The 26,600-nt window shown below is 45.0% G+C and carries 24 protein-coding genes; 12 read left to right on the plus strand and 12 right to left on the minus strand.

The features are described from left to right. Positions 1–9 precede the first annotated feature (9 nt). From ABDK00_RS15820 to ABDK00_RS15850, 7 genes are all read left to right on the plus strand, one after another. Positions 10–1,359 carry an APC family permease gene (locus tag ABDK00_RS15820; RefSeq protein ID WP_346236364.1) on the plus strand — a complete coding sequence of 450 codons (1,350 nt, stop codon included), beginning with the start codon at positions 10–12 and terminating at the stop codon, positions 1,357–1,359. A 12-nt stretch (positions 1,360–1,371) separates the two neighbouring features. After that, the gene (locus ABDK00_RS15825; RefSeq protein ID WP_346236363.1) at positions 1,372–2,562 is read left to right on the plus strand and encodes a PLP-dependent aspartate aminotransferase family protein; all 1,191 of its coding nucleotides are present in this window, start codon (positions 1,372–1,374) and stop codon (positions 2,560–2,562) included. A gap of 230 nt (positions 2,563–2,792) precedes the next feature. After that, complete coding sequence (locus tag ABDK00_RS15830) at positions 2,793–4,001, plus strand: formylglycine-generating enzyme family protein (RefSeq protein WP_346236362.1); 1,209 nt, start codon at positions 2,793–2,795, stop codon at positions 3,999–4,001. Positions 4,002–4,043: 42 nt separating this feature from the next. After that, entirely contained in the window at positions 4,044–4,673 is a 630-nt protein-coding gene (locus ABDK00_RS15835) for a GldL-related protein (RefSeq protein WP_346236361.1), read from the plus strand. 66 nt (positions 4,674–4,739) lie between these two features. After that, on the plus strand, positions 4,740–6,251 hold the full coding sequence (gene gldM / locus ABDK00_RS15840) for a gliding motility protein GldM (RefSeq protein ID WP_346236360.1): 1,512 nt from the start codon (positions 4,740–4,742) through the stop codon (positions 6,249–6,251). Between the two features lie 91 nt (positions 6,252–6,342). After that, entirely contained in the window at positions 6,343–7,392 is a 1,050-nt protein-coding gene (gene gldN, locus ABDK00_RS15845) for a gliding motility protein GldN (protein WP_346236359.1), read from the plus strand. A 168-nt stretch (positions 7,393–7,560) separates the two neighbouring features. Beyond that, positions 7,561–8,217, plus strand: coding sequence for a DUF6089 family protein (locus tag ABDK00_RS15850; RefSeq protein WP_346236358.1), 657 nt, complete (start codon positions 7,561–7,563; stop codon positions 8,215–8,217). Positions 8,218–8,240: 23 nt separating this feature from the next. Here the strand turns inward: ABDK00_RS15850 and ABDK00_RS15855 are convergent, their stop codons facing one another. After that, positions 8,241–8,822, minus strand: a complete 582-nt coding sequence (locus ABDK00_RS15855) for a 5' nucleotidase, NT5C type (RefSeq protein WP_346236357.1) — start codon at positions 8,820–8,822, stop codon at positions 8,241–8,243. A 330-nt stretch (positions 8,823–9,152) separates the two neighbouring features. On the opposite strand from ABDK00_RS15855, the gene ABDK00_RS15860 reads away from it, so the two are divergent. Beyond that, entirely contained in the window at positions 9,153–10,322 is a 1,170-nt protein-coding gene (locus ABDK00_RS15860; protein ID WP_346236356.1) for an MFS transporter, read from the plus strand. Between the two features lie 6 nt (positions 10,323–10,328). Here the strand turns inward: ABDK00_RS15860 and ABDK00_RS15865 are convergent, their stop codons facing one another. The 4 genes from ABDK00_RS15865 to rsmA form a co-directional block, all read right to left on the minus strand. Then, positions 10,329–10,718, minus strand: a complete 390-nt coding sequence (locus tag ABDK00_RS15865; RefSeq protein ID WP_346236355.1) for an HIT family protein — start codon at positions 10,716–10,718, stop codon at positions 10,329–10,331. Between the two features lie 79 nt (positions 10,719–10,797). Then, complete coding sequence (gene greA, locus ABDK00_RS15870; RefSeq protein ID WP_346236354.1) at positions 10,798–11,271, minus strand: transcription elongation factor GreA; 474 nt, start codon at positions 11,269–11,271, stop codon at positions 10,798–10,800. A gap of 134 nt (positions 11,272–11,405) precedes the next feature. After that, entirely contained in the window at positions 11,406–12,329 is a 924-nt protein-coding gene (locus tag ABDK00_RS15875; RefSeq protein WP_346236353.1) for an NAD(P)-dependent oxidoreductase, read from the minus strand. Positions 12,330–12,375: 46 nt separating this feature from the next. Next, positions 12,376–13,128 carry a 16S rRNA (adenine(1518)-N(6)/adenine(1519)-N(6))-dimethyltransferase RsmA gene (gene rsmA, locus ABDK00_RS15880; protein ID WP_346236352.1) on the minus strand — a complete coding sequence of 251 codons (753 nt, stop codon included), beginning with the start codon at positions 13,126–13,128 and terminating at the stop codon, positions 12,376–12,378. Positions 13,129–13,288: 160 nt separating this feature from the next. On the opposite strand from rsmA, the gene pdxA reads away from it, so the two are divergent. After that, a complete protein-coding gene (gene pdxA, locus ABDK00_RS15885) occupies positions 13,289–14,365 on the plus strand; it encodes a 4-hydroxythreonine-4-phosphate dehydrogenase PdxA (RefSeq protein ID WP_346236351.1) in 1,077 nt (358 codons plus the stop codon). Positions 14,366–14,375: 10 nt separating this feature from the next. On the opposite strand, the gene ABDK00_RS15890 is transcribed toward pdxA, so the two are convergent. From ABDK00_RS15890 to ABDK00_RS15920, 7 genes are all read right to left on the minus strand, one after another. After that, positions 14,376–14,906, minus strand: coding sequence for a hypothetical protein (locus ABDK00_RS15890; RefSeq protein WP_346236350.1), 531 nt, complete (start codon positions 14,904–14,906; stop codon positions 14,376–14,378). Between the two features lie 177 nt (positions 14,907–15,083). Beyond that, positions 15,084–16,001, minus strand: coding sequence for a hypothetical protein (locus ABDK00_RS15895; protein WP_346236349.1), 918 nt, complete (start codon positions 15,999–16,001; stop codon positions 15,084–15,086). Positions 16,002–16,016: 15 nt separating this feature from the next. Then, positions 16,017–16,382, minus strand: a complete 366-nt coding sequence (locus ABDK00_RS15900) for a hypothetical protein (RefSeq protein WP_346236348.1) — start codon at positions 16,380–16,382, stop codon at positions 16,017–16,019. Continuing rightward, complete coding sequence (locus tag ABDK00_RS15905; protein ID WP_346236347.1) at positions 16,366–18,540, minus strand: ATP-binding protein; 2,175 nt, start codon at positions 18,538–18,540, stop codon at positions 16,366–16,368. The genes ABDK00_RS15900 and ABDK00_RS15905 overlap by 17 nt, the downstream gene beginning before the upstream one ends. A gap of 15 nt (positions 18,541–18,555) precedes the next feature. Next, positions 18,556–19,263, minus strand: coding sequence for a LytTR family DNA-binding domain-containing protein (locus tag ABDK00_RS15910; protein ID WP_346236346.1), 708 nt, complete (start codon positions 19,261–19,263; stop codon positions 18,556–18,558). Positions 19,264–19,358: 95 nt separating this feature from the next. Next, positions 19,359–20,942 carry a F0F1 ATP synthase subunit alpha gene (gene atpA / locus ABDK00_RS15915; RefSeq protein ID WP_346236345.1) on the minus strand — a complete coding sequence of 528 codons (1,584 nt, stop codon included), beginning with the start codon at positions 20,940–20,942 and terminating at the stop codon, positions 19,359–19,361. A gap of 186 nt (positions 20,943–21,128) precedes the next feature. Continuing rightward, a complete protein-coding gene (locus ABDK00_RS15920) occupies positions 21,129–21,602 on the minus strand; it encodes a DUF4920 domain-containing protein (RefSeq protein ID WP_346236344.1) in 474 nt (157 codons plus the stop codon). Between the two features lie 48 nt (positions 21,603–21,650). Between ABDK00_RS15920 and ABDK00_RS15925 the strand changes: the two genes are divergently transcribed. From ABDK00_RS15925 to ABDK00_RS15935, 3 genes are all read left to right on the plus strand, one after another. Then, positions 21,651–22,253 carry a DUF6580 family putative transport protein gene (locus tag ABDK00_RS15925; RefSeq protein WP_346236343.1) on the plus strand — a complete coding sequence of 201 codons (603 nt, stop codon included), beginning with the start codon at positions 21,651–21,653 and terminating at the stop codon, positions 22,251–22,253. 173 nt (positions 22,254–22,426) lie between these two features. After that, a complete protein-coding gene (locus ABDK00_RS15930) occupies positions 22,427–24,616 on the plus strand; it encodes a hypothetical protein (RefSeq protein ID WP_346236342.1) in 2,190 nt (729 codons plus the stop codon). Between the two features lie 77 nt (positions 24,617–24,693). Next, entirely contained in the window at positions 24,694–26,496 is a 1,803-nt protein-coding gene (locus ABDK00_RS15935; RefSeq protein WP_346236341.1) for an ABC transporter ATP-binding protein, read from the plus strand. The last annotated feature ends 104 nt before the right edge of the window (positions 26,497–26,600 follow it).

Consider the following 26,600-nt stretch of genomic DNA (forward strand, 5'->3'; position numbering starts at 1 on the left):
TCAATCCGAATGAAAAAGCAACTTGGATTGTTCGATCTCACGATGATTACCGTGAGTTTTGTTATCGGAATGGGCATTTTCAGAGCCCCCGTAAATGTTGCCCAGGCAACACCCGATGTTTTCACTTATTTTCTTTGCTGGCTGGCCGGCGGTGTTGTGGCGCTTTGTGGTGCACTTACCTACGCCGAAATCGGATCGCGCACACCGGCTACGGGCGGCTATTATAAAATTTTTTCCTACGCTTACCACCCGTCTATCGCGTTTGCGATCAACTGTATTATCCTGGTGAGCAATGCTGCTTCGCTGGCTGCCGTCGCGCTCGTGGGAGCAGAGTACATTGTCGGCATCATTTTTCCCAACGCCGCCATTGTCAGGAATTATGAAATTCTTTTTGGCCTCGCCGCTATTGTTGTTTTTTACGGCGTAAACATGCTGGGCCTCAAAATGAGTTCGCGCACTCAGAATTTTTTAATGATCGTTAAAATAGGGCTGGTGTTGCTGCTGATCGCGTCGATTTTTTTTACGGAGGCTGCACCCGAAGCGATGGCTGCGAACCAAGCGGAAGTTCCCTTCAACAATTACCTGAAAGCATTCGGAGTGGGCCTGATAGCGGTGAGTTTTACTTACGGCGGCTATCAGCAAACCATTAATTTTGGGGAAGAAGTCAAAAACCCTGCGCGCACCATCCCGCGAAGCATTTTCGCAGGCATTTTTATTATCGTCTCGCTTTACCTGCTGGTAAATTATGCCTATATACGCGTGATCGGTTTTGAAAATCTTAAAGACAGCAAAAATATCGCAGCCATTGTAGCGAGTAAGGTCCTGGGCGCGAAGGCAGAAACCGCTTTGTCCGTACTGCTTTTTTTGGGAGTGCTTGGCTATATTAATGGCTCTCTTCTCAGCAATCCCCGTGTTATGTTCGCGATGAGCGTAGATAAGGTTTTCCCTAAAATTTTTTCGCGCACCAACCGGCAGGGCGTCCTTACGGCCTCACTCACCGTTTTTTCAGCGTTAGCCGCATTGATCATTTTCTGGGCTGAAGAATTTGATAAAATATTAAGTTTCACCATTTTCCTGGATTGTTTTGGGATGGCGCTTTCCGCGGCGAGCATTTTTATAATCAGAAAGAAAACGGCGCATCTGAACGAAACAGATATTTTTAAAATGAAACTATATCCTTTGTTGCCGCTGATTTTTATTATTGCTTATATTTTTGTAGCCATCAGCATTGCAGCAGATTATAAAACCAATAATCACGCGGCACTGACCGGCATCACCGTACTGGCCGTTTTCATGGGTATCTATTTTTTATTATTGCACAAAAAAAGCGCCTCCCGGCTGAGGCAGGACAAATTTTAAATTCTACAGGTTATGCCTTCCGATAAAAAAGATATTTCTCTTTCCTGGATTACAACCGAATGGGCCGAAGACCGCGAAAAATATTTTAATGCGGTATCGCCGCCTATCTGGCAAACCAGCAATTTCTCGTTTGACACGGTTGATCAATTTAGCCAAGCCTTCCAGGATGAAAGGAACCAGTATATTTATAGCCGGGGTATTAATCCAACCACCGACATTCTGCGTAAAAAACTGGCCGCGCTTGACGGTGCGGAAGATTGCCTGCTATTCAACAGCGGGGCTGCCGCCATCTTTGCGGGGATTTTTGCCAACCTGAAAGCGGGAGATCACCTGGTTTCTGTCAAGAATCCTTACAGCTCGGCAAGAAAAATGTTTGATGCTATTTTGCCGAGGTTTAACGTAAGCGTTAGCTATATCGACGGGAAAACGATAGAAGATTGGCAGGCTGCAACCCGCGACAACACCACTTTGTTTTATCTGGAATCGCCCAATAGCTGGACCTACGAGCTGCAACCGCTGGCTGCCATCGCCGCTTTTGCAAAGGAAAAAGGCATTGTTACTTTTATCGACAACACTTATTGCACGCCGATCTATCAAAATGTGATCGCGATGGGCATTGATATTGCCATGCAAACAGCGACAAAATATATTGGCGGCCATAGCGATACACTTGGCGGCGTGCTTTGCGGCAGCGCGGCCATGATGAAAAAAATATTTGATACCGAATTGATGACTGTCGGAAGCGGGCTTCAACCTTTCAATGGATGGCTGCTTCTCCGGGGCTTACGCACCCTGCCTATGCGGCTGGAGCGCATTCGGCAAACCACCGGGCAACTCATATCGTTTTTAGAAAAGCATGAACAGGTGGAAAAAATAATTTTCCCGCTGCACCCGAGTTTTGAGCAATACGAACTGGCACAACAGCAAATGACTGCTGCTTTAGGATTGGTAACCATTATGTTGAAAGCAAAATCAAGGGCGGCGATCACCGCGTTTTGCGAAAAATTAGATCATTTTTTAATGGCGGTGAGCTGGGGAGGCCACGAAAGCCTCGTAATTCCCCGCATTGCCTTTATCCCGGAGGATGTTTATAGCGCTGATAATGAAAGCCATAGGCATATAAGGCTCTATTTTGGACTGGAAGACCCTGCTTATTTGCAAGCGGACCTGGAGCAAGCTTTGGAACATGTTAGAAAGTCTTAAAATTTAGCCAAAAAACTACTCAACACGATTAAAATGAAGTAAATAATCAAGTTCGTCCTCTAAAGCCACTCTTTTGTCCATTCTCTTATTAGATTCATCGAATAACTATTTGTTGAAAATGGTGCACTATTATCTTTGCGGCGCAGCAAGGCCATTTTGGTATATGTTTTGCTCGAAAAGTAGTTTTGGCTGATTTAAACCTTATCTAATAAAAATTCGGTTAGTTAATTATGAAGAAAATCTTTGTTCTGGCGTATTTAGTGATCTTCATTTCGCTGCTTGCGAACGCTCAAAAGGGGCAACGGCTTAAAAAATTGGTCGGCAAAAAATCAGATATATCTTCCACACTTCCTTTATCCGTAATTGAAATTCCCACCGGCACTTTTGTGATGGGCGACGAAACGGATACTTCCAGTGTTTTAAAAAAAGAGCAATCGAAACCGGTGTTAATCAGCGGGTTCTACATTTCCCAGACGGAAGTTACAAATGCCCAGTATAAAGAATTTGTTCACTGGGTAAGGGATTCAATTGCGGCGCGTATGCTGGGCGGCGAATACGTAACTATTGTGGCCGGCGACACCGCCGTAAACTGGAAAAATGCCTCCAAAATCAATTATGCTAATCCGGAAATCATGAGCCAGTTGGGCGATTTGCTGCTCGATCCGGCCAAAACAATTAATAATAAACGCACCATCGACCCCTCCAAATTGGTGTACCTGCTACAGGGTTTTAATTACCAGGAAGCGGCTAAAAAAGAAAATAAGAACAGGGCGCCGAGCGAATTCATTTATAAATATGCCGTGCCCATTTATCCGGATACTTTGTGCTGGATGCGCGACTTCGGCTATTCGAACAACGAACAAATGGCGGTGGGTTATTTTGCAAGCGCCAAATACCAGAATTACCCGGTTGTGGGCGTGAGCTGGAACCAGGCCAATGCTTTTTGCGATTGGATGACGAAGCAGAAAATCAATACTTATCAAAACAAAAACCGGTTGGCTGAGGGAGGAAAATGCCGGCTTCCGACAGAAGCTGAGTGGGCCTATGCTGCCAGCCTAAACAGCGCTGAAGAAGTGCAGCAGCAGGATGAAAACAGTGAAGCGCCTAATGATTTGCGTGCGGAAGGGAAGATATTTCCGGTATATGTAAATGATCGGAAAAAAGGGAAGGCAGGATTATATAATATGAAAGATAATGTGTCTGAATGGATGGTTACTTCGTATTACGAAGGCGGTGAGAACTTCCAAAACCGCTTTAACCCTGATATTCAATTCGGCACACCCGAGTCTCAATCCAAATTCCAGAGAAGAAAAGTAATTCGCGGCGGCAGCTGGAAAGATTCCCCCTCTTTAACAACAAGTAAAAACCGGTCTTATGAAGATATGGACGCGACGCACTCCTACATCGGGTTTCGCGTAGTAGTCAATCTTCCTGAATAAAACACAACTTTAAACATCTAAAAACACATAAAAACATCCTATATGCAGGTTGATAAAAATTCCAACATACAACGCTATTTAAACATTTTCTTCTCACTTGGCGCCGTACCTGTTTTGTTGGGGGCCCTGTTTAAACTAACGAATACCGCGCCTATCGGCGATCCCGATACCTGGCTGAAATTTGGGATGTACACCGAAGCGCTTGTCTTTTTGATTTATGCTTTAATGTATGCCTTCAAACCCGAAGCGCTCGACGACGCGGCCACCGTTGCCGTTGTTGAAGCGGCGCCGGCCAAAACTTCACGCACAGGGAGTGCTTTGGCATCGATGGATGAGATGTTGCAGGCTGCAGATATTACGCCCGAATCTTTAAACAGGCTGAGCGATGGTTTTAAATCGCTGGAAAGCAATATTAATAGGATTAGCAGCGCTTCAAACAGCGTGGTGGAAACGGAAGAATATGCCAAGCAGGTGAAGGAAGCGACCCTTTCTATTCATCGTGTCAATACTTATTATAATAAACTGGCCGAAACTTCTCACGCATTGATCAATAGCGCAGAAGATGCAAAAGCCACTCAAAAAGAAATGGCTGATCTGGCCAAAAACCTGGCGAAGCTGAATCAAATGTACAGCAGCATGATTTCGGCGATGCAAATGAAGGGTGGCGCTTAATACGAACCCCATGTGTGCAAAAAGAAGATGGTAAGTAATCAAAAATCTCAAATCAGAAACTAGTTTATGGCTTTACCTAAAGAGCCCCGTCAAAAGATGATCAATGTGATGTATTTGGTGCTGACAGCATTGTTAGCGCTGAATATATCGAGCGAGGTATTGAATGCTTTCAGAACGATGGATAAGAGTTTTTCAAACGCCAACTCCACCATTGATAAAAAAACCCAAACCATTTTCGCTTCTCTGGAAAAAAAAATCAGCGATCCGAAAACGAGAGACCTGGCCGCCGTTTGGAAACCCAAAGCAGACAGGGCCAAACAGCTCTCCGATGAAATGGTAGCTTATATCGATAACCTGAAAACACAAATACAGGAAGAAGCAGGCGGCGCGAACGGCGGGCATTTCAACGAAAAAAACACCAATGCTGCCACCAAATTGCTGGTCGAAGGAAAGGGCGGCAAAGAATTGTTTAACAAACTGACCGACTACAAGAAAAGCCTGCTGGGTATCGATGCAAAAATCAACAACCAGTTCAAAAACAGCCTGCCGCTCGATTTGAGCATGCCGGCCGTGCAAAATAAAAGCAATAATACGTGGGAAGCCGCTTATTTCAGAAGAACGCCTGCCATTGCGGCGATCACCATGCTTTCTAAATTTCAAAGTGATATAAAAAACTCAGAAGCACAGGTGGTGGAATATTGCCACAATCAAATCGGGGAAGTGCAGGTGGTGTATGACGAGTTTCAGGCGCTGGCAACCGCCAACGCACAGTTTTTACTTCCCGGAAGTGAATTTACCATCACGGCGGGCGTGGGCGCTTTCAGCAAAAATGCGAAACCCACTGTGACGATCGACGGGCAGGTGGTGCCGCTTAATTCAAACGGGTTGGCGGAGTACAAAACAACAGCGGGTGGCCCCGGCACTTATACGAGGAAAGTAAATATTTCCTTTGTTAAGCCAGACGGCACAACGGCTACGCTAACGCGCGATATTACGTATGTAGTCGCTTCTCCCACCGGCCTGACAGTGAGCGCCGATGCGGTAAAAGTTTTATATGTGGGACTTGACAACCCGGTATCCGTGGGCGGCGGCAGCGGCACTAATGCCAGCAACCTTCGTGTTTCCATTAGCCAGGGATCTATTTCCGGCTCAAAAGGCAGATATGTTGCAAAGGTTACAACGCCTGGCACCGCGACCATCACCGTCAACGATGGCAAACAAAATACGGCTTTTGAATTTCGTGTAAAATCCGTTCCAACGCCCACTGCGATGGTAGGCGCGAGCAAAGGCGGCCGCATGAGGGTTAATGATTTTAAAGCCCAGGCTGGCGTCCGGGCCGAATTGGAAAACTTTGTTTTCGAAGGAGTGAAGTTCACCGTATCCAGTTATACGATGACTTTCACGGGCGCGGGCTATCCCGATTTTATGCATAAGTCAGTGTCGGGCAACTCCTTCAGCGGTGTTCGCAGCCTGATAGAACGCGCACAGCCTGGAGCCACGATCACCATTGATGAGATAAGGGCAGTAGGGCCGGGCGGCACGCGCACGCTGCCACCGATCGCGTTTAACCTTTATTAAAAAAGATTTGGCTGAATGTTTGAGCCAATAATAGAAAAGACCCTGTGATGATCGCTTCCCGGGTCGAGCATATTAAATAAAAGTTTAAGAAATGAAATGTTCTTTTTTTTGCAGTATCCTTTTTTTAACCCTGGTGAGCACTACCGCGATGGCACAGCGTGCTCCGCGCAGCGCGTATGATACGCCGCCTTCCTCCTCCAAAACCGAGAAAGGAAGCAGCACAAAAAAAACAACTCCCGCCGAAATGCCCGTAACAGGCGAGCGCGGCGAAAGCGGCGATTATAACGACAGCCCGGTTCCGGCCAATCTTCCTTTAGAAGTAATTGAAGATGAAGGAGAAGGTGGGCTTTATGGCACCACACGCCGATCGCTCAGAAAGGATAATATTTTGGCTGATGACAACACGGACAGTACGGCCACTCCCCTGCCTTACACGCCTCTTTATGCTGCCGATGCCTTGTATCGCGTAAGGGTATGGCGCACTATCGACGCCCGCACCGATCAAAACGCCCGGTATTTTTATAACAAAGCAATCGAGGGAGAAGACAATAAAAGGCTGATCAACATTATGCTGAAAGCGATCAAAGATGATAGCGTTCAGGCATTTAGCAATATCGACGACAGGTTTACCACACCGATTAGTTTTGAAGAAGCTTTAGCCGGATTTGGCGGCGGTATGGACACCTCAGCCAGGTATGATATGGAAGGAAATATTGCCGGTTACCAGGTGAGGAACCGGATGGTATCGCCAGATTCTATTTATAAATTCCGCTTGAAGGAAGAATGGCTTTTTAACAAGCGTGATGGTAAAACCTATGTGCGTATTTTAGGTATTGCACCTGTGACAAGCTATACCACATCTGATGGCTATACGATGGCGAATAGCGAGCACGCCGTTTTCTGGATCTATTACCCCGAACTGCGGAAAGCATTGGTGAGAAATAATATCACGAACCCGCTTAATATCGGCGGCTACGTAACCTGGGAGGAAGTATTTGAAAACCGTCTTTTTGAAAGCCGGATCCTTAAATCTTCCTTAGATGCGGAAAATGGATTTAAAAACACACCTTTAACCGGCGAGCAGGCGGATATCATACAGCGCCAACTTAATAATTTGAGCGCACGCGGTTGGGTGAAATAATGCATAACCCTTAATTAGAAATCAATCGCGGCGTAGCTGCTTTAAAAAAAATAAAAAATACAAGGATGAAACGATCCTTATAAAATTTTCATTTTTATCACACTGGGGAATGAATATTTTATATCTGATAAGTTCCATTCGACCTATAAAACCATAAACCATTTACGAATGAAATTGAAAGCTAAAATTCTTTATTTGTTTATCGCGTTGACAGGATTAGCATCTGCTGCCCAGGCACAAGAATACAGGGCTCAGAAGAATAGTTTGGGTTTTAATTTTGGCGCGCTTTCCTATTCGGGCCGATTCGCAGTCGGCGCATCTTTGGCCAGCCATTCTTCTTTATATGCCTCTTTCGCTTACAGAAGAAAAGTTTGGGATAAGCTGTATGTGAGAGCAGAAGCTTTTGGAGGCCGCATGAGAGCAGACAATACCAATGTGCCTTCGCAACAGGGAAAACCTACGGGTGAATTTCAAACTGAAATGGCAGAAATCTCCGTTAAAGGCGAGTATGATTTTATGGATTTAAGAAGAAGCCAATTTACGCCGTTTGTAAACGTGGGCGCAGGCGTGTATACCTTATTTAATTATAGCTCGAGCCTCGGATCGAAACAAGGTGGTGACAAAACCGGCTTTGTGATGCCTGTTGGCGGCGGCGTCAAATATAAACTGAATAACCGCGTGAAGTTATTGGCTGAAGGCAGCGCAAGGCTGTTCTCTAAAAACCTTGACAACCGCACCGGTGGCGACATTTCTAACCCCAACCTATATTATAGCTTCGGCTTTGGCGTTATCTACGAATTAGAGCCTTTAAATGTTTTGTGGTAAGGCAACAAGCCTAAGCCGGCTGATTAAGCATACCGGCTGATCGCTGAAGAGAAGTCAGCAGGTATTTCGTGATCTATATGCATTTGCGGATTGAGCAAAAGATGTTCAATTTCTAACCAGTTGTTTACCCGTTTGTGCTTTCCAGTGCTCGCCAGTTCATTATGCGGTTGTGTATAAAGCAGGGTCCGGCCTTTGAACGAATCAAGGTTTTTAAAATGATCATCAATCATCACGTCGGCGTCGATCAACGCTTTCGAACCGCAAAAAACCATTTGTTGCCAGGTGATAAAAGGGAAATGTTCATTTAACCATTCCTGCTTTTCTATTAAGGATTGCGGAAACTCGGTAGCAGCCGAAACAATGAAAACTTCAAACCTGTCGTTCAATTTCTTCAAAACCTGCTGGCTGTTAGCAATTACGGGCATCCCACGAAAAAACCCGGGTTGATACAAATAGACCCGCGCATGCTCGAAAGTTTCATCTTCTGTTTTTCCAAGCCCGTCCTTTTCTGTCTTTCGAACACCGGTTTCTGCATATTCGTATCTTACAAATTGTTCAAAACAGTCGGCCAATACACCGTCCATATCTACAGCTATTCTTTTCATTTTCTATGATTTTTGAATGCCTGGCGCCTTTAGCAAAAAGACACAGGCAGTTAACAATATCAGGCACTTCTCCCGGCGACCTCTCATCCTCCACAAACAATCATTTCACGCGCCATCAGCCATAAACCCAGCGCCAAAAAAGAGATGTTCCAACATTAAAATCAATACAAAAGTAAAACAGTTGGGCGAACGATTCAACAATTTGGCCTACTTTTGTGTATTTAACACACATTATCTTGGTATTTATTGATCCGGAATAAGTGTTTTTCTCAATTTTTACTTACAAATTCTGAAAACTTTCGGCCCTTTTTTAGGGCAAAAAATATTGGAATGAACAAAAAACTTTTTTCTTTAGCGGTAGGCGGACTGGGAATTGGAACGACTGAATTCATCATTATGGGGCTCATGCAGGATGTGGCTGCGTCGCTTCAGATTTCGATACCCATGGCCGGTTATCTGATTTCGGCGTATGCGGTGGGTGTCATTGTTGGCGCACCGCTTTTAGTGGCGCTGTCCGTCAAGTATAATCCCAAAAAAGTCTTAATGGCGCTGATGGGTATATTTGCGCTTTTCAACGGATTATCGGCACTCGCGCCCGATTTTTATTCCCTGCTGGCTTTCAGGTTTCTTTCGGGTTTGCCGCATGGCGCATTCTTCGGCATTGGCGCAGTCGTTGCGTCCAAATTGGCGCGTGAGGGAAAACAGGCGCAGGCTATTTCCACTATGTTTGCGGGCTTAACGCTGGCCAATCTGATCATGGTTCCACTGGTGACTTTCCTCGGCCATCAGTATGGATGGCGCCTGGCCTTTGTGATTGTGGCGCTAATCGGCATCATTACTATTTTTTCAATTAGATTTTATTTGCCGGATGTTAAAATCAGCGCCAGCCACGGTGTGAAGGAAGAGCTACGGTTTTTTAAGACGCCAAAAGCGTGGCTTATTATACTGATAACGGCGATTGGGTTTGGTGGCCTGTTTGCCTGGTTCAGTTATATTTCCCCGCTGATGACGCATGTCTCGGGCTTTTCAGTGAAGTCGGTTTCGTACATCATGCTGGTAGCCGGCGCGGGAATGGTAGTCGGGAATTTTGCAGGTGGCATACTTGCCGACCGCATGGCGCCGGAAAAAGCAGCAGCATTATTATTTATCACACTGGTAGCCGCGTTGATCGGCGTATTTTTTCTTTCTGATTATCAGCCGATATCAATCGCGCTTACTTTTATCTGTGGCGCACTTTCAATGGCCGTAGGATCCCCCATCAATATTTTAATGATTCGTTCTGCTGAAAAATCGGCGATGATGGGCGCAGCGCTAATGCAGGCAGCTTTTAATATCGCCAACTCGCTGGGCGCTTATTTTGGAGGCTTGCCCCTTGCTTTCGGATTGGGATATAATTATCCTTCCTTCGTGGGGGCTGTTATGGCTTTTTTGGGCTTTTTGTTAAGCATGACGTTTATGTTCAGATATGGAGCCAAGCCACACCGGCTCGCGTTGAATTAAGAAAATTTAAAGATTGCTAACAATCAATTGTTGCACTTCTTTGAGTTCGTCTTCGCTGAGTTTCAACTTGGGTTGCACAAAATTGAGATCGTTTGCATCGTTGATTGGAATAAGGTGGACGTGGGCGTGAGGCACTTCAATCCCTACAACGCTGACACCACAACGGTTACAATCGAATGATCGTTCGATAGCCCGCGCAATGGGTTTGGCAAAAACCAGTAATTCAGAAAGATAAGTATCCGGTACGTCGAAAAGCTTGTCTACTTCAATTTTAGGCACCACCAACACATGGCCCCGACGCAGCGGCATAATGTCGAGAAATGCGATAAACTGTTCGTTTTCGGCAATCTTATAAGAAGGGATGGTTCCGGCAATAATCTTAGAAAATATGGTCATAGACACAGTTTTTTATCGGCTGAAAGTACAATAAAAAAACCGGTCAAAAACCGGTTTCGTTTTGGAATAATGTATTTTTTTATAAACTGATCTCTTCCACACGGAACTGAATCAGACCGGCTGGCGCCTGAACGTCAGCCACTTCACCAGGTTCTTTGCCCAGGATGCCCTGCCCGATGGGAGAACTTACCGATATTTTTCCGGCTTTCAGATCCGCTTCCTGTTCACTCACCAATTGGTAGGTTACTTCTTTTTTAGTTTTCAGGTTGGTCAGTTTCACTTTGGTTAAAATAGAAACCTTGCTCGTGTCGATTGTAGTTTCATCTACTACCCGTGCGTTGGCTAAGGCACCTTCTAAAGTAGCAATTTTGGCCTCCAACAGGCCCTGCGCCTCTTTGGCCGCATCGTATTCTGCATTTTCTTTTAAATCTCCTTTTTCGCGGGCTTCGGCAATAGCCTTGCTGGCAGCGGGGCGCTCTACACCTTTTAGATGCTGCAGCTCCTCTTTCATGTGCTCTAGCGTCTCTTTCGTTACATACTGAATAGCGCTCATAACTCTTCTTTTTATATTAAACAAAAAAAATAACAACGCCCCGGAAATTGAACCAGAGCGTTGCTATCAATTGTTACAAATATAATAAAAAGATTTTCTTAATAAGAAAAGTATTTGTTAAAGACGCCTGCAGCTTAAAACCCCAGTTTTTCCAGTAAAACGGTCGCCATTTTTAAAAAAGCTTCATGGCTGTACCCCGCGATATGAGGCGTGACAATAACATTGTTAAAGGCGAGCAGCTCATCGAGTTGCTGCTTTTCCTGCGCGGTGTAGGCGTTTAATTTTTCATTTTCCAACACATCTAAGCAAGCGCCGGAAACCTGACTGTTTTTCAACGCCTCAATCAAAGCGTCGGTGTCGATTACTTTTCCGCGGCAAGCGCTCAGTATGATAGGTTTTTGCTTCAGTTTGGAAAGAAAATCCTGGTTGAGCATATGATGGGTTTCGCTGGTCAGCGGCACATTAAAACTGATGATTTCGGCTTCGCTGCAAACCTGTTCTAGTGAGCTTTCCTGTATAAACCCGTTTGTAAATCCATTTTTGTATTTATCGTAGGCCAACACCGTCACTTCAAAGGGTTGCAATAACTTCGCAAAACTGCTACCTGTATTACCAAAGCCAATGATGCCTACCTTTCTGCCATAAAGTTCGCGCCCCCTATTCTCGTCTCTCAACCAAATGCCCTGTTTCACTTCGGGCACCGCAATATTCATCTTATTCATTAACATCAGCAACATACCCAGCGAGTGTTCGGCTACCGCATTCCGGTTGCCCTCGGGACTGCTAACACATTTTATTCCTTTCGTTTTTGCATAAGCTACGTCTACCAGCTCCATGCCACTTCCCAGCCTTCCGATCCATTCCAGGCCGGGCAGCGCATCGATCAAAGCCTGATCAACTTTGATTCGGGTGGTTAAAACCAGGCCTGCCACATGGGGCCCGGCCGCCTTTATGGCTTCATACGTTATTTGCGGTTCATACGAAACTTCAAAATTTTGTGCCGCCAGTTTTTCCTGCAGAATGGGATGGGCATTACCCGTAATAATCACTTTTTTCATGTATAAAACTTTATCAATCGCGGCGCTGCCGCAGCTTTAAGAGAAATTAATTCATTTTAAAAGTAAGCGAGGCAAAATCCGCAACGGTGAGTTGTTCGGCTCTTTTGTCGAAAATCGGGTCCGTTAAAATAGCTGCGTCAAACAAAGACCTAACCGCATTGCGCAGGGTTTTGCGCCGTTGGTTGAAAGCTGTTTTAACTAAAGTAAAAAACCGCTTCTCGCTGCTCATGGGTTCCGTGTTTTCCTTTCTATACATTTTAATAACCCCGCTTTTTACTTTGGGCGGCGGATTGAACGCATTTTCAGGTACATCAAACAAATAATGCACTTCGTAGAAAGCCTGAACCAGCACGCTTATCACACCGTAAACTTTATTGCCGGAGGGCGCCGCAATGCGTTGCGCCACTTCTTTTTGAAACATACCCACCACAACGGGCACCTGGCCCTTCCATTCTAAAATCCGGAAAAGGATTTGGGTGGAAATATTATAAGGAAAATTCCCTACGACACAAAAAGGCCCTTCAAAAGGCGGCGGCGCATCCAGGAAACTTTCATGAATTAATTTTTCTCGCAGATCGGGATAAGTCGCCTTGAGGTAAGCCACTTTTTCATCATCCACTTCGATGGCTTTGAACGCGATGCCCGGAATATCCTTAAGATATTTTGTTATGGCGCCGCCACCGGGACCGACTTCCACCCATTGATGAAGAGGTTCATTTTTAACTGCATCAACAATCTTTCGGCAGATATTTTCGTCTTTTAAAAAATGCTGGCCCAAAGATTTTTTCAAAACATACATCGCACAAAGTTAGTTGTCAGGAACTTTTCGCTTCCAAATATTCCTTAAAAGGCGACAAAAAAATTTTCGCAGGCGCGGGCGACGGATGAAGGCTATGCCTCCAAACCTCACTGTGAAAGAATAATTCTTTACTTTTACCGATACTTTTTTAAAAATGAGCATGAACAAACCAGCAATAGGCATTACTTGTGGCGATATCAATGGGATTGGCCTGGAATTGATCGTAAAAGTTTTCTCAGACCCCAGGATGAACGAAATCTGCACCCCGGTTCTTTTTGCCAGCAATAAAACAGTGAACTTTTATAGGAAGCTGGCTGGCGACAATCATTTCAGTTTTAATGCGATTAAAGATTTTTCGCGTTTAAGCAACAAACAGCTCAACCTGTTCAGCAGCTGGGAAGAAGAGGTGGCGGTGACGCCGGGCAAATTGAATGAAATCGGTGGAAAATACGCTGTGCTTTCGCTTCAGTCGGCGGTAAAAGCGCTTCAGGAAGGCTCTATTGAGGGACTGGTGACTGCTCCGATTCATAAAAGCAATGTTCAGGGGCCCGATTTCTCTTATACCGGCCATACGCCGTTTTTGAAACATACCTTTCAGGCAAAGGAAGTAGTGATGATGATGTGCGCCGAAAATATGCGCGTCGCGGTTGCCACGGAACATATTCCTGTTAAAGAAATCCACAGCCACTTAAGCACCGAATTAATTCTCAAAAAGATAGAAATTATTCATCAGTCGCTTTCATTCGATTTTGGTATCAGCAAACCACGAATTGCTGTGTTAGGATTGAATCCGCATGCGGGAGATGATGATTTGGTGGGCGACGAAGAAAGCACGGTAATCAGCCCTGCTATCAGAGAAGCCAAAAACCGCAACCAGCTGGTGTTTGGGCCGTTCAGTGCTGACGCTTTTTTTGCGCGCGGGCAATACGCTCATTTTGATGCTGTGCTGGCTATGTATCACGACCAGGGCCTGATCCCGTTCAAATCTTTGGCGCAGGGAGAAGGAATCAATTATACAGCCGGTTTACATATAGTGCGAACATCTCCCGATCATGGTGTGGCATTTGATATTGCTGGAAAAGGCATCGCACAGCCGCATTCATTTTTGGAAGCGGTGTACAAATGCGTGGATATTTTGAGAAACAGGTCGGAATACGAGGCTCAAAGAGCGAACCCGATGAAGAAGATGATGCCGGAAGTAACATCGAAACTTGTGGATGAAAAAATTGAAGATTAGAGCTTGAGTTCTATTTTTTATTAAAAATGGAACGAGCGTATTTTTTCAGATTGATGCCGTACTTGACGTTCATCGCTTTTAAAAATTTTTTATTCCTGTATTTATGGAAAAACTCCAGGGGACTATATTCTTCTGTGGTTAGCGTGTGAAACAGGCTCAGGATGACCGGCGTTGTGGTCGCCATCAAAAAATTGATGGTTTTGTTTCGCACATTGGCCTTTTGCGCAATATCATCAATAGTATCTACCAGTTTAACCCCAAAAATCTCGGAGTTGATCCCCCGCCCTTTCTGAAGCATCGCCGCCTCAAAATCAAAAACTTCGGCCCAATTTAAAATTGAACATTCTTTACCGATTTTAAAAATTTCATCAATTTTACCCAGTGTGTCAAATTGCTTATTGAGTGCATCAACGGTGGCATCGGTGATTAAATCGATGGCATTTTCTATATAAGTAAGCGGCTCTTTAAAATGATGGCTGGCGGAAAGACTAAGGCTGTAGTCTTCTTGTATTTGAGATAGAATTCTCTTTTTAAAATCCATAAATCAAAAAAAATTGAAGTCTTAGAAAAGAGGGGCTCACGTCTTGCCTGGAAAGGCACCGCAGCCCACTCTAAGCCCTCTAAACCGCCGTAAAGGTAGCCCGTCTACCAAAACTTACCCTTCAATATTCGACGAAACGGCCTATTTTTTCGACGAAACGGTTTGTTTTTTCGATCATCAATTTAAACCTTCCAAATCCGGTAAAATAGCCCAATAAAAAACAACGACCCGCCGCCTCTCATCATTGTCTGAATAATCTGTAATATTTTTAAAAGGAACGGCCTCGCCACGGCCATAAGAGACGCTGCCAATCGTCAATTGATCATAGTTGGCAAATTTTGATGCATAAGTTTTCATGATATTTTCCAGGTTTGACAACAACGAGGCGGCCCGGAGGTCCGAAAGCGCCATATTCAGTTTCTCTTTACCCGGATTTTCTAACTTTAAATAGTTTTTAAGTTTGGCATATAACGCAGTTCCTCTCCCAATTGGAGAAGCATCGGCGTAACCCACGATCACCAGCTGGACGCCTCTTTTTACATCCGCAAAACGGTTCGAAAGAGCGGCCATCGAATCGATTGCCGGGGCAAAAGATCGGGCCACTAATTTTGAAGCCGACGGCGATATTTCGTAAACTCCAGGATCGAAAAACGCGCCCAGGCCATACTTTTCGAAGGACTTAGCCTTTACCGCCTCGCTCAGCAATTCGTATATGCGATCGCGCCGCGCTTCACTTAGCTTAAAAGAATCGAGTTGCTGCAAATGGCTTTTCAAAGCTTCGTTATATTTGGACTTGTTGAAATTGGATCTTTTTTCCAGAAAAAACTCGACCGCTTTTACACTTTTGCCTGCCTCTTCGAGGTTTTTTTTCAACGCGTTTAAAACGTCTTCAAATTTATTATGGATGCTGCTATCGACGGATTCGCCCTGCTTCTTTTGCTCAATCTTTTCCCCTATCGCTTCTAGTGTTGTTGCGCTTTCCGAAATTATTTTTTTGGAAGATTCAACACTGCTTTTTGCATGTGCAATTCGCTTTTGGTTGGCGCAAGAACAGATAAAAATGCCAATAATCAGCACCAGCATACAATTTTTCATGAATGTCAACAGTTTTTATTGGGGAAGCGGTTTTATCGTCAGCCCGTCCGATTTGGGAACGGCCGATATTTTTCTCATTTTATTTTTTAATATTTTAGAATAGATGATGTCGCGGTCAGGCACAGCTGTAAGGGTATCAATGCCGGACGTTTCTTTTCTGGCAGGGTCTCTGTTTAAAGATTTGTTGACGAGATTAAAACTTTCGCCCAACCGCAGGTCATGAGACGAAATCAACAGTTGATCTACCGATAACTTATTCGATTTTGACTGTCCGCGCCAATTATTCAGCATCACAATTAACAGGACGACGCTGCCCAGCCAGAGGACTGCAAGCGATAAACTCGCGAGTTTGTTGTTCGTTCTTTTATTTCCATACAGCATTGGCTACTGTGTTTTTAATGACGATATCAATTTCTTCGACAAAGGTCGTGCACTTTTCCAATGCCCGGTCCATATCACTCGTTAATTCAGCGGCATTTTCAGAAAGTAATTTATAAACCATGTGCTGCGGCCCTAACGATAAAAATGTCGATTTCATACGATGTAAAATCTGATGCATCCCATGGAGATCTTTGCCTGCCGCTGCTTTCAGTAAGTCGGCCCGGTCGAGTTCCCATTGCAGGTTCATTTCTTTAATGATCTCTGACAACATTTCCCAATTGTCGCCTACCACGGTTTTAAGAAAGGAAAGATCTTCGCCTGCGTCTGCTTCAGAGACGGAGTTTTGTTGAACCTCGGACCCGTAAAGATAAAGCGTCATTTTTTGGACGAGCAACTCTTCATCCAGGGGTTTAGCCATATAATCCGTAAAACCCGCGGCCAGACATTTCTCGACTTCCCCTTCCGAAACATAGGCGGTCATGGCTATAACAGGCGTTTTGAGCGATAGTTCATTCCGGATCAGCCCTACCGCCCGGTAGCCATCCATCACCGGCATCTGTATGTCCATAAAGACAAGATCAAAAGCCTGCTCTCTTAAGATCTCTATTGCCTTTTGACCATTATCCGTCATTACCGGCGTCAATTCATGCTTGTTAAATATATGTTTGATCAGCACCTGATTAGCGCGGTTATCCTCGACCACCAGTACCTTAAACCCGTTAAAGGAAGCTGAGTCTGCCGCGGAAGAAACTTCTTTCGTTTCAACTGTATTTGTTTTTTCGAGAATACAGGTGAAGTTGAATTCTGAACCTTCGTTGACATGACTATAAACTGAAACCGACCCGCCCATTCGTTCCACCAGATTTTTGACAATGGTAAGGCCCAATCCCGTACCTCCGTGCTGCCGCCGGGCGCCCTGTTCCACTTGCTCAAACCGTTCGAAAATAGTGGCGATCTTGTCCTTGGGTATCCCCATGCCAGTATCACGGACTGTAAAACTCAACTTAAAGTACTTATCGTCCTCATCAACCCAAACAACACCTGTGCTTACGGTCACGCTGCCGCTTGAGGTAAATTTGATAGCATTGCTGATAAGATTGATCAGAATTTGCTGAAGCCTGTCGGGGTCGCCTATTACATACTCGGGAATTCTGTCATCGAGGTCACAACTATAGGTCAGCTTTTTTTCGTTGATCGCCGGTGCAAACATTTTCTCGATGCGGTCGACCAGATCAAATAAATTGAAGGGGCGATGTGCAACCGTCAGTTTACCGGCTTCTATTTTAGACAGATCGAGGACATCGTTTACGATATGCAGCAAGTTGTAACCGCTGGACTTAATGATGTCGACATATTCCTTTTGCTGACCGTTTAGCGGCGTATCATCGAGCAACTTTCCAAATCCAATCAACGCATTCAGAGGTGTTCTTAACTCGTGGCTCATGTTGGCTAAAAACTCATCCTTGGCATTTTTACTCTTCAGGGCGGCCAGCTCAGCATCTTTTAGTTCAACAATCAATTTCATTTGCTGTGACTGTCGCCGGATAATGATGGTAGCGAGCACCAGGATTGCCAAAATTGAAAAGATGGCCAGGATCCTGTTGAAAAAGGATAGCTTACTGGCTTGTTCCGAGTTGGTGTCTAAGGTCCTTTGCAGGTTGTTTTTCAGCGTTTCCTGAAACTTTTGGCAATTATCGTAGACACGGTCGCCCGCCTTTAAAGCTCGTAATGAATCTTTTAATTGTGTTAAACCGATGCCTGAGTCGTGCAAACTTTCTTCAAGAATTCTTTGGGAGAAATAAACCTGCGAATCGATGATATTATTGATGGCTTTGGAAATAGGCTGGCCTTCAATAAGACTATCACTGGCTAATATGCCTACATTGTAGCCCAAAACCGTCAGCGAATCTTCCAGCCGTTGAATATGCGACTCATCAGCTTCAGCCGTAATTCGCTTTAATTTCCCTTCGAGGTCGAATGACAAATTTACCAGTTCCTGAATTTTGATATTGATCCGGAAAGTTTCTACAGCCTGAGCGTTGCCAGTAGTAAGAGCAGTTGTTGACTTATTGGTAAAATATTGGGTTACTACAATGAGCGCCATCAACGCCAGCGCCAAAATCACAATTGAAAAAAAAGCGATTCCTTTTTGATTCATAATGGTTTTACGTCGTTATAATAACTGCAGGCTTTTGAGCAGTGCGTCCTTGTTTGACTCTGAAACCGGAATCGCCTCGCCATGCACGTAAACAATCCGGTCTTCTATGTAATCGATCTTATCTAAGGCAATGGTATAACTCCGGTGAATGCGCATAAACTTCTGAGATGGCAACTTGTCCTCGATAGCCTTCAAACTGCCATGTACGATATAACTTTTTTGAGGCACGTGCAGCTTTATATAATCGCCTTTCGCCTCAATCCATAGAATATCGTTCATATTCAATTTGCGGATCACTTTATTGTCTTTTACAAATACAAAATCGCTTGACCCTTCATTTCCGATCTTCACGTTTTCGTTGGTGAGCAGCTCTTTAGCCCGCTCAACCGCCTGCATCACTCTGGCCAAAGAGAAAGGCTTTACGATATAGTCCACCACATTTAACTCAAAAGCTTCGACGGCATAGGTAGGTTTTCCGGTGGTGAAAATGGTTAGCGGCCTTTTCGGCAACATTCTTAACAACTCCAAGCCGGTTAAACCCGGCATTTCAATATCCAGGAACAAAAGGTCGACAGCGTTATTTTCAATATAAGTTTTTGCCTTTAAAGGGTCATCAAATTCCCCCATGATACTGATCCCGTCAATTTTGACAAGAATTTGTTGTAATAAGATTCTGGCAACCTTGTTATCATCAACAATTAAGCAATTAATCGGGCGATCCATAAGATGTTTTATTAGCAATATACAAACTAATTCAAATACATAAGCCCTGCTAAGGAGCAAGGCTTATAATACTTGAGCAGTATCAAACTTTTAAATTACTTCGCTTTATACTGAGGGATCAGGCTGTTAGCCAGCTCGACCATTTGCTTCAGGCCTTCTTCGGGCAGCGCGCCTTTTTTAAATTCGGCCAAAACTTCTGGTAATTTATTTTCCATTTCTAAAAGGAAATGCTCTTCAAATTCGCTAACGCGGTTTACAGGAACATCCTTAATCAAACCGTTGGTTCCCAGATAGATGATCGCAACTTGCTTCTCTACCGAAAATGGTGAATACTGCGGCTGCTTCAAGATTTCCACGTTTCGAGCACCCTTGTCAATTACGTTTTTCGTCGCAGCATCGAGGTCGCCACCAAATTTTGAGAAGGCCTCCAGCTCGCGATAAAGCGCCTGATCGAGTTTCAGGGTACCTGCCACTTTTTTCATCGATTTGATCTGCGCATTACCTCCCACACGGCTTACAGAAATACCTACGTTGATCGCAGGACGAATGCCCGAAAGGAAAAGGCTTGATTCAAGGAAAATCTGGCCATCAGTGATCGAGATCACGTTTGTTGGGATATAGGCGGATACGTCGCCGGCCTGTGTTTCAATAATTGGCAACGCCGTTAAAGAACCACCGCCTTTCACCAAATGCTTGATGGAATCAGGCAGATCGTTCATGTTTTTAACGATTTCGTCGTTGTTGATCACTTTTGCAGCTCTTTCGAGTAAGCGGCTGTGCAAGTAGAATACATCACCAGGATACGCTTCACGGCCCGGCGGGCGGCGTAATAAAAGCGAAACCTCGCGATAAGCTACCGCTTGTTTAGACAGATCATCGTAAATAATCAATGCAGGGCGGCCGGTGTCGCGGAAATATTCGCCAATCGCTGCGCCCGCGAAAGGAGCATAGAATTGAAGCGGAGCCGGATCAGAAGCAGAGGCTGCTACGATCGTCGTATATTCCATCGCGCCATTGTCTTGCAGGGTTTTCATCACACCCGCAATGGTGGACGCTTTCTGGCCAATAGCTACATAAATACAATAGACAGGTTTGCCTGCTGCAAAAAATTCTTTTTGATTAATAATCGTATCAACGGCAATCGCGGTTTTACCAGTTTGACGGTCACCGATAATCAACTCACGCTGGCCGCGCCCGATAGGAATCATCGCATCAATGGCTTTGATACCTGTTTGAAGCGGCTCTTTTACCGGTTCACGGAAAATTACGCCCGGCGCTTTGCGCTCTAAAGGCATTTCATATAATTCGCCGGCGATTGGCCCTTTACCGTCGATTGGGTTGCCCAAAGTGTTTACCACGCGGCCTACCATGCCTTCGCCCACTTTAATAGAAGCGATCTGGCCGGTGCGGCGTACTTTTGAGCCTTCTTTAATTTCTTTACCTTCTCCCATCAATACCACACCCACATTATCTTCTTCGAGGTTAAGTGCAATGGCGCGAACACCATCTTCAAACTCAACCAGTTCCCCATAACGTACATTTCCTAACCCGTAAACACGGGCAATACCATCACCCACCTGCAATACGGTGCCTACCTCTTCCAAATCGGCATGGGCGTTAAAATTGCTTAATTGTTCCCGCAATATGGCGCTAATTTCGTCGGGTTTAATTTCTGGCATATACTTAATTTATAATTGGTTGTTTATCGCTGTACGACAGCCTTTGTTTTCCTGCCCGCCGGATAGCCCGGTCGAACGGGCTGCAAAAGTAGGATATCGGCAAGTTATTACAAAAAAATAGCTGGGTATAGTTGCGTTAAAAGCCGTCCTTTGGCTGAAAAATGGGCGGTTGGCTTGATTTGCCCTCTATTTTACCACCAAAACCCCGTCTGCCAAAAATCTCATTTGTTTTTTAGGCTCCGTGATCGCGTCTATTTCGGCCTGGCTTTTTTTTGCGTCCTTGGCGTAATGTTTCAATTCTGCGACCGATGTCTGGTGGTTGAATGCGATACCGTCTAAAACAATTGTTTTGCCTACGATATCAGTCGGCACAAAAAAGGCGTAGTCTTTAAATTTTACAAACATCTGGCTTTTATCAGCTAGTTCCACATTCATCCAGCAGCCTTTTTTGGGACAGGAAGCCAGTACTTTTCCGCTCAATTTGGTTGTAACGGTGTCCTTTTCCGACAGGTTTTTGTTGACTGCCGAAAGAGGGACGATGGCCTCCGCGGTTGTCTTGGCGCCGTAGTTGCTTCCCGGTTTTGCGGGCCCAGCCGGCGGCTGCGCCATAGCAACTTTGGCTATTAACGCGATACAAAAAGCAATAATTATTTTTTTCATTTTTAATGATTGAGACTGCAAATTTATAAAACTAAGTACTTTTGCAGCATGGCTAAATTAAACTCAAGATCCTTTCTACTGATTATAATGATACTTCTCGCCGCTTTAAGCCGCCTGTTGCCCCATCCTTACAACTTCACGCCGCTCGTGGCGATCGGCCTTTTTGGAGGCGCCCATTTTAGGGCCCGGTGGCAAGCATTTGTTATTCCGATTGCGGCCTATCTCATATCAGACGTGATTTTGCAGCTTTCCGGCCGAATGGGCGTTTTTAGCTTTACGCAGCCCTTTGTGATCGTTTCTCAATGTTTTGTGTATGCCGGCATGCTGTTGGTAACGCTTTTGGGGACGACCCTCAACGGCCTCAAACCGGTAAAAATCCTGGGATATTCCTTAACAGGATCGGCCATTTTCTGGATGGTTTCTAACCTTGGCGTTTGGGTAGGCAATCTTTTTGCCGAGGGATCGGTAATGCACGAGCCGGGCCTGACGCTAGGGATGACCTACCTGAGAGCGCTTCCTTTTTATAATACAATGAGCACCGAAATGTTTGTCAATGCGTTCCTGGGCGACATTTTTTATTGCACTGTATTATTTGGTGGTTTTGCACTGGTGTCGAAGCGGTATGCTTCCCTTCGCTACAATCCGCAGTAGCGGGCCACAGCCCGGCATCTCCCTACATGCTGAAATTCACGATGGTTTAAAAAATTGCTTCAGAAGGCATTGTGGCCGTGGTATGGCTGCAACTAAACGGTTGTAATAAACATCTTTTAACTTTTTACGTTCTTATATCAAATTACCTTTGCGGGCAAGATCAATCTTTAATTATGACAGGAAAGGCTTTATTCGCGACGATTTTTCTATTAATGGGCGCTTCAGTTGTTTGGGCGCAGGGAGATGGGGTAAGCATCCCGATCAACCGGCAACTTTTTCATGATAAAATTTTAAAAGAAAAAAAGCTGCTCCTCGGTAGTGACGGAAAGCAGGACGACGAGTTCGCCCTGGAAAGCAACCCCGACGTAGGAAGGCTGGCTAACGCCGCCATCAATAACCAGGTAGAAGCAATCCGCTATTATATTGAAACCAATACTAAAATCGAACAGCGTTTAAAACCGGGTTACCTGGTAGGGCTCACCGATATTTTACGCCATATGCGCATTGGATGGAAAAAAAAGGAAGTGTTGCCCAGCCACTTCCCTCAAATTTTTTCTTTGTATAAAAAGTTGATTGAGGTGAACACCGAAAAACAATCGCTTATTCCTTATTTACAGCATTTCTCTTACGATATCGCTTACACGGCAACGCTTCCACGCGTTTTTGAAGAGAATCCAAATTATAATGACCTGCGGGATCTTTTAATATTGAAGTACGCCCAACAGTTCCCTTCCAAAACCTTTTATGCTTTAACGAAATACGCCAATTCGAAACATACGGATAGCCTCATCAAAACAATCGGCAGACAATACCCCGAACAATTATATTCCTATGCCCAGGCAGGCAACAATCTTAGCTATAAGATCAGGGCGATTAAAGATGATAATTTTGTAAAGACGGTCGTTGGCCTCTCCGAAATGAAAAGCGGGCAAATTTATTTCCCGTTTTTGGATAATCTGGTTAAGGGGAAAGTGACAATGGCAGAACTTGACGCTGCAAAAGAAGATCGGGTAAAATATTATCGCCTGCTGGTAAAAACACGTATGGATTATAGCCACCGCGCGCTGAGCGGCGACACAGCCGTAGGTTACGACGTGCTTAATTCATGGCTGCAAAAAAAGGCCAGCGATGAGTTTGTCAATGAAATTAATGCACTGCATGAGCAGCCGAACGCGGTGCGATTCAGATGCATCCAGGAGCTTACGCCCCAGGAACTTTATTACCTGGCCGTATTGACCGACGGTTTGATCTACACCAGTAGTTATACCAGCGGCGTGTTTCCTTTGATGATGAGCAAGATCAATAACCGCGGCGACTCCTTGTTGCTCACGCTGTCTTTCGATCACTACCGGAAATTCATAAGGCAGGCCGCCGGTTATAATACATTAAAAACATTTCTCTCTACTTTCTCCGATAAGCAGGAAGCATCTAAGCTGATGGCAGCTTTCGTAAACGGCCTTGAAAAATCGAAAGGGTTGGAAGATGGCGTTGACGTGGCCGATTCTTACGCCAGCTTATATGAAACCCTGCCCGACCTGGCCAGTCAAATGCTGCGCAATGTTCAATCGAACTACCAGCGCAATGTAAGATCGAATAACAAACGTGGCATTGCAATTTATAATATCCTGGACAAACTGTTCCTTTCGGCAGACGCCAGCAAAAACATTGACCTCACTAAAGAGTTGGGCATTCCGCCGGTGTACAGCATTCCCTTCAATAGTTTTACCAACGAAAAAGGCGAGATCATCACCCAAATGTTTTTTTATGGCGATGAGGACGGTATGATGGACTTCGACATTTTCGTGCGCACGTTCACGAATGACCCCAACTGGCGCGTGGATCAGAGTAACAGCAAATATGTGGTAGCAAAGTCTAACTCGGGCGTACCGGTTTATGTATATGCTAACCGGCCATTACCCAACACGGAGGACGAAGATTTTGTAGCCCAAAATGCCATGCAGGAATTTTTTGAAAAAAACAACCTCTCTCCAACAGTCACCTTTCACAGGGGCCATAGCTACCATGCGCCCACAAGTGTCAGCTATATTACGCCTACCTCCCGCGTGGTTTTCATGGGATCCTGCGGTGGCTTTTTCCTGATCGATTCCATTCTGAAAAAATCGAGCGATGCGCATATTATTTCCTCCAAGCAAACCGGCTATCGCGATATTAATCTGCCCTTTATACGCATTTTCCTCGAAAACCTGCGCAAGCATAAAGATGTGGACTGGATTCCTTTCTGGAAAGAGTTTAGAGCAGCGGCCAATATTACCGGTATGGAGGATTATATTCCGCCTTATAAAAACCTGGGCGCCCTGTTTATAAAAGCGTACAAGAAAGAAACGGGAGAGGAAGATATTTAGAATGCGGGTTCAATGTTCTTCTGTTATGATTGTGTATCGACCGCGAACTATGATCCATTTACTCTATCTTGCAATTCATGCAGCAGACCAAAAAATCGTTTTTTGATGTCTCTAAACTGAGGCGCATTTTCCAATATGCGTCGCCGTATAAAACAAGGTTCTACTCGTCGGTAATCCTGGCTGTGGTGCTGGCCGCCCTGACACCGGTGCGACCGCTGCTGATACAACTTACCGTTGACCAATACATTGCCCACTCCATTCCTAAAATGGTGGTTTATGTCACCATTATACAGATTGGGATTATTTTGGTCGAAACTGCAATGCGTTTTGCATTTTCATTTATTACCGCCTGGCTCGGGCAGGCGGTAGTGAAAGACATTCGCATTGCCGTATATAAAAAAATTCTGGGCCTCAACCTGCGCCAGTTTGACCGAACGCCCATTGGCACTTTAACCACCCGAACGATTAATGATATCGAATCGATCAACGAAATTTTCTCGGATGGGCTGATCCCGATTATCGCAGACCTGTTGTCTATTATTTGTGTACTTACCTATATGTTTTGGGTCAACTGGCAACTGACGTTTATCGCACTCATCCCCTTTCCGATCATGATCATTGCCACCTATTATTTTAAGGAAAGTATCAACAAATCATTTTTTAAAGTAAGAAACGCAGTAGCCGCGTTGAATGCTTACGCGCAGGAACATTTATCAGGCATGAGCGTGGTGCAGGCATTCGCCGCCGAACGGCATGAGTTCAATAAATTTAAAGCGATCAACAAACAACACCGCAACGCCAATATCGGCGCCATTTTCGCCTACTCCATTTTTTTCCCGGTGATAGAAATTGTGTTGGCGCTATCGATTGGCCTGGTGGTCTGGTACACCGCAAAGGAGGCGCTTGACCTGCAGCAGACAGCTACAGCAACAGCCGCTTCTTCAGGACAACAGGGCGTTATCGTTTCTTTCATCCTTTGCCTCAATTTATTGTTCAGGCCTTTGCGGATGATCGCTGATAAGTTTAACACGGTTCAAATGGGCGTTATTGCCAGCGACCGGGTATTTGCTGTCCTGGATAATGATGATGAAGAAAAAATTCCCGAAGGTGGTTATTTTCAGCCTGACGAAAGAGTAAAAGGTAAAATCGCTTTCAAGCAGGTCAACTTCGCCTATGTGGAAGAAAACTGGGTATTGAAGGATTTGAGTTTTGAAATTGAGCCCGGTCAAACCATCGCCATCGTTGGCCACACGGGAAGCGGGAAAACCACCATCATCAGCCTGCTCAACCGCTTTTACAATATTCAGAAAGGAAGCATAGAAATCGACGGCAACGATATCAGGCAACTTTCGCCTGATTATCTGCGCGAAAATATCGGCGTGGTATTGCAGGATGTTTTTCTTTTTTCAGGATCGATTATCGACAATATTACGCTGCGCAATCCCGCGATATCTAAAGACCAGGTCATCGCCGCGGCGAAAATGATCGGCATGCACGAGTTCATCATGCGGCTGCCCGGCAACTATGATTACAATGTAAAAGAACGCGGCGCCACACTTTCGCTTGGCCAGCGGCAGCTATTGTCATTTATTCGCGCACTGCTGTACGATCCGTCGATATTAATCCTTGATGAAGCCACTTCGTCTATTGATACCGAAAGCGAAATGCTTATTCAGCAGGCTACCAACAAACTGATTCAAAACCGGACCTCGATTGTCATCGCCCACCGCTTAAGTACGATCAGGAAGGCAGACAAAATTTTGGTGCTTGACAAAGGGTTGCTAATGGAATCGGGCACCCATACGGAACTGCTTGCCAAGAAAGGATTTTATGCACAATTGCATCAAATGCAATTTGAAAAAGAACTGGAACAGGCATAGTGCGCAGGCTGACAGAAACTCATTACACTTGACTTTTTTTTGTATATTGATCGGCATTGGGCCGGCCATTCGGCCATCAGTATAAGGGCTGTCGTGTCAGCTAA

It is taken from the genome of Niabella insulisoli (assembly GCF_039652435.2).
Classification (GTDB): Bacteria; Bacteroidota; Bacteroidia; order Chitinophagales; family Chitinophagaceae; genus Niabella; species Niabella insulamsoli.

Bases quoted from the DNA above. Each gene is read 5' to 3' on its own strand.
- ABDK00_RS15820 (WP_346236364.1), top strand. From the start codon at position 10: ATGAAAAAGCAACTTGGATTGTTCGATCTCACGATGATTACCGTGAGT.
- ABDK00_RS15825 (WP_346236363.1), top strand. From the start codon at position 1,372: ATGCCTTCCGATAAAAAAGATATTTCTCTTTCCTGGATTACAACCGAA.
- ABDK00_RS15830 (WP_346236362.1), top strand. From the start codon at position 2,793: ATGAAGAAAATCTTTGTTCTGGCGTATTTAGTGATCTTCATTTCGCTG.
- ABDK00_RS15835 (WP_346236361.1), top strand. From the start codon at position 4,044: ATGCAGGTTGATAAAAATTCCAACATACAACGCTATTTAAACATTTTC.
- gldM (WP_346236360.1), top strand. From the start codon at position 4,740: ATGGCTTTACCTAAAGAGCCCCGTCAAAAGATGATCAATGTGATGTAT.
- gldN (WP_346236359.1), top strand. From the start codon at position 6,343: ATGAAATGTTCTTTTTTTTGCAGTATCCTTTTTTTAACCCTGGTGAGC.
- ABDK00_RS15850 (WP_346236358.1), top strand. From the start codon at position 7,561: ATGAAATTGAAAGCTAAAATTCTTTATTTGTTTATCGCGTTGACAGGA.
- ABDK00_RS15855 (WP_346236357.1), bottom strand. From the start codon at position 8,822: ATGAAAAGAATAGCTGTAGATATGGACGGTGTATTGGCCGACTGTTTT.
- ABDK00_RS15860 (WP_346236356.1), top strand. From the start codon at position 9,153: ATGAACAAAAAACTTTTTTCTTTAGCGGTAGGCGGACTGGGAATTGGA.
- ABDK00_RS15865 (WP_346236355.1), bottom strand. From the start codon at position 10,718: ATGACCATATTTTCTAAGATTATTGCCGGAACCATCCCTTCTTATAAG.
- greA (WP_346236354.1), bottom strand. From the start codon at position 11,271: ATGAGCGCTATTCAGTATGTAACGAAAGAGACGCTAGAGCACATGAAA.
- ABDK00_RS15875 (WP_346236353.1), bottom strand. From the start codon at position 12,329: ATGAAAAAAGTGATTATTACGGGTAATGCCCATCCCATTCTGCAGGAA.
- rsmA (WP_346236352.1), bottom strand. From the start codon at position 13,128: ATGTATGTTTTGAAAAAATCTTTGGGCCAGCATTTTTTAAAAGACGAA.
- pdxA (WP_346236351.1), top strand. From the start codon at position 13,289: ATGAACAAACCAGCAATAGGCATTACTTGTGGCGATATCAATGGGATT.
- ABDK00_RS15890 (WP_346236350.1), bottom strand. From the start codon at position 14,906: ATGGATTTTAAAAAGAGAATTCTATCTCAAATACAAGAAGACTACAGC.
- ABDK00_RS15895 (WP_346236349.1), bottom strand. From the start codon at position 16,001: ATGAAAAATTGTATGCTGGTGCTGATTATTGGCATTTTTATCTGTTCT.
- ABDK00_RS15900 (WP_346236348.1), bottom strand. From the start codon at position 16,382: ATGCTGTATGGAAATAAAAGAACGAACAACAAACTCGCGAGTTTATCG.
- ABDK00_RS15905 (WP_346236347.1), bottom strand. From the start codon at position 18,540: ATGAATCAAAAAGGAATCGCTTTTTTTTCAATTGTGATTTTGGCGCTG.
- ABDK00_RS15910 (WP_346236346.1), bottom strand. From the start codon at position 19,263: ATGGATCGCCCGATTAATTGCTTAATTGTTGATGATAACAAGGTTGCC.
- atpA (WP_346236345.1), bottom strand. From the start codon at position 20,942: ATGCCAGAAATTAAACCCGACGAAATTAGCGCCATATTGCGGGAACAA.
- ABDK00_RS15920 (WP_346236344.1), bottom strand. From the start codon at position 21,602: ATGAAAAAAATAATTATTGCTTTTTGTATCGCGTTAATAGCCAAAGTT.
- ABDK00_RS15925 (WP_346236343.1), top strand. From the start codon at position 21,651: ATGGCTAAATTAAACTCAAGATCCTTTCTACTGATTATAATGATACTT.
- ABDK00_RS15930 (WP_346236342.1), top strand. From the start codon at position 22,427: ATGACAGGAAAGGCTTTATTCGCGACGATTTTTCTATTAATGGGCGCT.
- ABDK00_RS15935 (WP_346236341.1), top strand. From the start codon at position 24,694: ATGCAGCAGACCAAAAAATCGTTTTTTGATGTCTCTAAACTGAGGCGC.